At 71.4% G+C, this 6,400-nt stretch carries 3 protein-coding genes; 1 reads left to right on the forward strand and 2 read right to left on the reverse strand.

Annotation, left to right across the window (positions count from 1 at the left end; genetic code table 11):
• Window positions 1-339: 339 nt before the first annotated feature.
• Window positions 340-1,449, reverse strand: a complete 1,110-nt coding sequence (locus ALLO2_RS06410) for a LuxR C-terminal-related transcriptional regulator (protein ID WP_023840927.1) — start codon at window positions 1,447-1,449, stop codon at window positions 340-342.
• 181 nt (window positions 1,450-1,630) lie between these two features.
• Entirely contained in the window at window positions 1,631-5,380 is a 3,750-nt protein-coding gene (locus tag ALLO2_RS06415; RefSeq protein ID WP_198030953.1) for a TM0106 family RecB-like putative nuclease, read from the reverse strand.
• Between the two features lie 784 nt (window positions 5,381-6,164).
• Between ALLO2_RS06415 and ALLO2_RS06420 the strand changes: the two genes are divergently transcribed.
• Window positions 6,165-6,400: helix-turn-helix domain-containing protein (locus ALLO2_RS06420; RefSeq protein ID WP_232234923.1), on the forward strand; the 236-nt coding region annotated here is incomplete at its 3' end.

The following is a 6,400-nucleotide window of genomic DNA, read 5'->3' on the forward strand; positions in this document are numbered from 1 at the left end:
ATTCGGCCGCCGAAAGCAGGGCAACTGGAAGAATCTTCGAGGATAGGCTGCCGCCGCGGCGTAGGAGGAGTGGGCGGGAATGCCGGGAACAATCCCAAAGGTAGTAGGGCAATGCCTCAGGTCCAGCCTGAGCCTCGGCTCGCCGGCCGGGCGGCCCCGCCACGCCTGCCCGCACAACGTGAAAACGCCGCTATGGCACCGATGGCAGGCCACATCGACCCGCGGTCGAGATCCTCGTACACCGGCGCCGGGAATATACGGCGGGGTCGAATGGCCGTGACTGCCAGACCGGCAGCCACGGCCACACCCCCGGCAGGGGTCCGGTGCGGACCCCTGAGATCAGGGCAGCATTCCCATCTGGCGCGCGGCGTGTACCGCGGCCGTCCGGTTACGGACACCGAGCTTGCGCATGATGCTGCGCAGGTACGCCTTCACCGTCTCGGGCGAGACCGTCAGCCGGCGGGCCGTCTCGACGTTGGACAATCCCAACGAGACCTGGGCAAGCACCTCCAACTCGCGCGGGGTCAGCGTCAGCCGTCCGACCGTCTTCGTTTCCTCGGCGAGCAGCCCGCGCAGCAGCTCGGACACCCCGCCGATGCGACCACGCAGAAACGGATCGGCGACATGCTCGGTGACCTCCTGAAGCTCCCGATAGGCCAGCCGCAGGCTCTCCCGGGGCAGACCCGGCATCCGCGGAAACGGGACGGCCCCCGGCACCCCGCCCTGGATCGGCACCTGCACCCGCCCCTCGACCGGCACCCCGCCCTGAACGGGCACCCGCCCCTGGACCGGCACCCGCCCCTGGACCGGCACCCCGCCCTGAACGGGCACCCGCCCCTCGACCGGCACCCCGCCCTGAACGGGCACCCGCCCCTCGACCGGCACCCGCCCCTCGACCGGCACCCGCCCCTGGACCGGTACCCGCCCCTGGACCGGTACCCGCCCCTGGACCGGTACCGACGGCACTCTCGACCGCGGCCCCCCACTGACGAGACCGAGTTCGCGCTCCATCAACCGGGCCACCGCCATGGCCGCGTGAATAGCCGACTCATCGAATGACAGATCCGGTTCGACAGCGGCGTACAGTACCGCGGCCACCGCGCCGTCCTCGCACACCGGCACCGCCATGATCGCACCGAGACCGGTGTCGTCGATCTCCGCGGCGGTGGATCGCAGCGCTCTTCGCGCGGCAGCTCGATCGTTGATGACGACCGGCCGGCAATGCTTGACGACCTGACCACCGATGCCCATCCCGGACGGGATCTCGACACCGATCAGCCCGGCCGGCCCCGGCCCGTCCACGTTGGTGATGGTCAGGGTGCGGGAATGGAGTGCGACCATTCCCCCGAAAGTAATGTGTGCACCCGATGAGGCCCGCAGGCGCACGAGCGCCCGAGGCAGAACAGTTTGCATACGGCTAGGAATAGCCAGTGTAAGAGTCATGAGCATCCCCTTCCCCAACCTGCCCAGACGTCGCGAATCCTAGCACCGGCTTTACAATAAGCACAAACAAATACCGACGAAACGGACTTTACATATCTGCATGAGAGTCGGGGGCCGCGGGCGCGTAGTGGACTCCGTGGCTTCATCGCCACCACCCACCAGGTTCCGGCAACGTACCAGGAAAGTGTCAGGAATGTATCGGGGAGCGCACGGCGAGCAGGTCCGTTCGGGCCATGACACGCAGCCGGGCTAACCCGGCGAGGAGCTGAAGTTCGGCGACCGAACGGGGAGAGCTGTCGAGCAGCGCCGGTGACATGACCAGCGCCGCCGCCACCTGGGCCCGGGAGATCGCGACGTTGAGCCGGTTGCGGGAGAGCAGGAAGTCCAGCCCCCGCGGCGCCTGGGCCGAGCTGGACGTGGTGAGCGAGGTGATGACGACGGCTGCCTCCTGGCCCTGGAAACGGTCCACCGTCCCGACCCGCACCCCGGGCAGGCCCGCCTTGCCCAGCGCGTGCTCGACCGCCCGCACCTGCCGGTTGTAGGGGGCGACGACGAGCAGGTCACTGCCGAGGAGCNGGCGCGGGGGCCCGCCGTCGACGAGGGTACGACCGAGCAGGTGGCGAACGATGTCACGGATCACGGCCACCTCCTCGTCCGACCGGGTGCCGTTGTCGTGATGCTCGACGTCGTGCAGGTACAGCCCGGCCGGCACACCCGCCACGGCGCGCGTCCCGGCCACCGGATGCGCGTGCAGCAGCCCCCGGTACGCCAGCGCCGACACCGGCGCGCACACGGCCGGGTGCAGCCGGCGGGTCCGGTCGAGGAAGTAGCCGAACTCGGGCGGGATCACCTCGGCGTCGCCGAGCAGATGCGACAGCGCCGATGCGTCCGCGCCGTCCGGATGGATGCCGGCCACCACCTGCGGCAGTTGCTGCGGATCGCCGAGGAGCACGAGGTTGCGGGCCGCGCCAGCCACCGCGAGGGTGTCCGCGAGCGCGAACTGCCCCGCCTCGTCGATGATCAGAACGTCGAAGGGGTCACCACGCAGCACCGGGTTCGCGAACGCCCAGGCGGTGTCCCCGACCAGGTGGCCCTCGGGGTGCTCCCGGCGCCACGCCGCGAGTGCCCGCAGATCCCGCGGACCATCCCAGGGCGGGAACATGCCCGAAGCCGCCGAAGCCGGCCTCGCCCCGGACCGCTGTTTCTTCGCGGCGGGCACCGCGGGGCGCCAGGCGGGCACGGCGTCCGCGGCCCGGGCGTCCGCGGCCCGGGCGTCCGCGGCCCGGGTATCCGCGGGCTTCGGGTCCGCCGGCGGCTGGCCGGTCGCGGCGAGCATCGCGTTCTCGATCGCCTTGTGACTGGTCGAGCAGACCCCGACCGTGCGCCCCTGCTCGACGAGATGGCGGATGAGCCTGCCGGCGAGGTAGGTCTTGCCCGCCCCCGGCGGCCCCTGCACGGCCAGGTAGGAGCCGTCGAGCATGCTCACCGCGGCGAGCACGGCGGCGATCTGGTCTCCGTCGTGCTCGCCGGGCGCCGGCAGGTCGTCCCGGCCGACCAGCCGCGGGGGGCGACGTCGCAGCAGGTCCAACGCGGGGTCCGCGGGCAGGTCCGGCAGGGCGTCGGCGGTCCGGCGGGCGAGGCCGCGGATCGCCGCCGGCTTGGGTTCCGGACGCACCGGCGATCCGGGCAGCACGGCGAGGGGCGGCCTGCGGGCCACGCCGTCGGGGGCGACGCTCTCCCGCAGCAGCAGCGTGTGCGGCTCGGCTCGCTCGACGACCGCGTCGGTGGTGGCGCCCTCGGCCCCGGGCGGTCCCGGGTAGAGCAGCCGCACCGCCTCGCCGCGGTCGAAGGGATGCGGACGGTCCGGATCGACGCGGGCCTGCAGCAGTCGACGACTCCGCCGCCGTCGCCCGGCCGGTTCGACCCAGTCCTCGACAACGGTCCAGCTCACCGGGACCGCGCAGTCGTCGGCCGATTCCAGCGTGGCGCGATCGGCGGTCAGCGCCGCGAAGTACGACCACCAGGCGGGCTTGTTCTCACGCCGGTGGTATCCGACGGCCGCGGCGAGCAGGGCGCGCGCCCGCTCGTCTCCCGTCCAGTCGGCCGGATCGTCGGGAAGGCCCGCGACGAGGGTGTCGACGAGCGCGTCGTCGGCGGCGTCGACGAGCGCGTCGTCGGCGGCGTCGGCAGCGGTGTCAACGGCGGCAGCGGTGTCAACGGCGGCAGCGGTGTCGATCCGCGGCGTGCCGCCGTCGGCCCCCCGCAGGCCCAGTAGCCAGCGGTGCAGTCGGTGGGTCGACACGCAGTCGATCCGGTTGTAGTCGGCGATCTGAGCGAGGACGCGGTCGGCCGCGGCGAGCTCCCCGGCGGCGCGGTGTGCCAGGAAGCTCTCGTACGCCACGATGCTGTCGGTGGCGTTCTTCACCTCGGCCTGTCGGGCACCGGGCAGGAACAGCGGTTCGAGGTATTTGATCGAGTAGGACGGCTGGGAGATCCGCAGGCTGCGCCGGACCACGGCGTAGAGATTCACCAGCCGGTGCCCGGCGAGCAGATCGTCTACCTGCCGTTCCCGCGTGCCGTGTCGCGCGGCCAGCCGGCGCAACGCGTTCGGCTCGTAGGGCGCGTAATGGTAGATGTGCGCGCCGGGGTGCGCGCGCAACCGCTCCGTCGCCCAGTCGACGAAACGCTCGAACGCCTGCCGCTCCCCCGCCCGATCGTGTGCCCAGAACGCCCGGAAGAGCTCGCCGTCCGCGAGGGTGACCGCGCCGAACAGGTACTCCAGACCGGCGGCGTCCAGCGCGTACGGATCGCCCTCCATATCGAAGTAGATGTCACCGGGATCGGGCACCGGAAGGGCCGCGAGACCCTCCGGGCCGGTCATCCGGACGGTCACCGTCCCGACCGGGTCGTCCGCGGTACGCGTCGCATCCTGCCCGGCCTGCAGTTCCGCCTGAAGACGCAGTCCCGCGAACGTCGCCGGGGACATCGTCGCGGGCCGCTGGTCGTCGCGGGCCGCGGCGAGCTCCTCCACCGCGGTGATGCCGGCCGCGCGCAGCACCTGTCGCTGGTCGCCGCGCAGCCCGGCGACCAGCGACAGGTCGCGGGCCTCCGCCCGGCCGCGCGCGCAGTGCGCGCTGAACGCGCAGGTGGCGCAGGCCGACCGGGGCTCGGCCCAGGACGGTTCGGGAACCGCGGGGGCAGCCGCCAGCCGATCGGCGAGACGGCTGCGCGCGTGCCCGACCATCGGCACGACATCGTCGACCCGGAACGTGCGCACGACCCCGACCCCGACCCCGACCCCGAGCGCGGGCTCTGGCTCTGGCTCTGGCTCTGGAGCGGTGGCCCGCTGCGCGGGATGCAGCAGATGCATGAACCGCGGAACGGGTACGCCCACCGACGGTAAGGCCGCCGCGTAGGCGGCGAGCTGCAGCACGGCTCCCGGACTGGCGTGCCGGGCGAGCTTGGCGTCGTAGGGCTCGTAACGGCCCGCGACCGCGGGCCCGGTCGATGCGCCGGCGACCGGGTCGAGATGCGCCGCGATGAGGAAGTCGGGGCGCCCCTGGAACGCGCCGTCGAACAGCGCCCCCTGGTAGACGACGGGAACCCCGGCGGCCAACGCCTGGCGGGTCCGCTCGTGGGCCTGGGCCAGGGCGGCGAGCGTGGGGGCGGGCCGCTCGATCGCCACGACCCCGTCCGCGCCAAAACACCGGCGCAGATGCTCCAGCCAGCGTCGTTCGTGCGCCTCGCCGTGCCGCACGGCAGTGGTGTCCGCGGGGGTCAGGCGCACCCGGTCGATCCGGCGCGGCCCGTTCTCCGACGTCTCCCCGGTCACCAGCCCGGCGGCGAGCGCGTGCGCAAGCCCGACGCGATGCCCACACTCGACGACGTCGACAAGATCACTGGCGGAAACCACCCAGCGGTCCTCGAACCTGTGCACGACACCATCCCCATCTGGGCCATCCCGTTTCCATCCGGGCCATCCCGTTCGGTCCCGTGCCAATCCTCTCCCGATCCGGGTTCACGGTCCGGACCAACCCGGCCGGGCGTGCCCCGAAGGACTGAAGGTGGCCGGTGAGGGCGGCGACACCAGCCGGGCGTTGGGTACGCGCCCTGTCCGTCGCGCGGGACACCGAGGTGACGACGGCCATCGGCTGGGGCGTGCGGTCGGCCGCCGGGCCCGTGCCCGGCTCTACACGTGGACCCGTAACCACGAGCAGGCGAGAACTGCCCGGCACACCGCACGGTCGCGAGCGGTGAGCCACGCATGTACCAGCGTGGACGGAGCGGGACACAGTGCTCGTCCAGCGACAGCACAATCTTCAACCGATCGATTGTTAAGATCATAAGGATCGGGAATCCTGGGACTCCGCCTCCTCACGGACCAGAGCCCATGCAACCTAACCAAGGATGACATCACGATTGCGAACCGTACATGATTGCTACGCAAAAGCTTCAAATGCCCCAAAATTCCCAGCAAGCTAGCTGAGATCAAGATCGATAAAAGGGCTTGGCACCCAGTTAGGGAGATTTACGTCACACGCCCCCAGGCGACGCGCGACGCGCATCGACACCAATCCGGGAGTACAGATCTTGAATGGTCGGGGTCTGTTTGATCACATCCGGTCTGTCCGGGTATGACCCGGCCGTGTCCGACGCTTGTATCGGGCATGAGGTATGCGGATGGTGGCGGGCTTACCGNGCAGGGTCGTGCCCGTCGGGAAGTGGTCCGGGTGCAGGCGGCGGACCTGTTCGCCGCCGGGGTCGATCCGGTCGAGGTCGCCGGGCGGCTGCGGGTGAGTACGAAGTCGGCCTACCAGTGGAAACGGCTCTGGCAGGCCGGTGGCACGGCGGCGCTGGCCTCACGAGGACCCAGTGGTGCGTCATGCCGCCTGTCGGACAGTCAGCGTGACCGGCTACGGGTCGAACTGGACCGCGGTCCGGCCGCGCACGGCTGGCC

The organism is Frankia sp. Allo2 (genome assembly GCF_000733325.1).
Taxonomy (GTDB): Bacteria; Actinomycetota; Actinomycetes; order Frankiales; family Frankiaceae; genus Frankia; species Frankia casuarinae.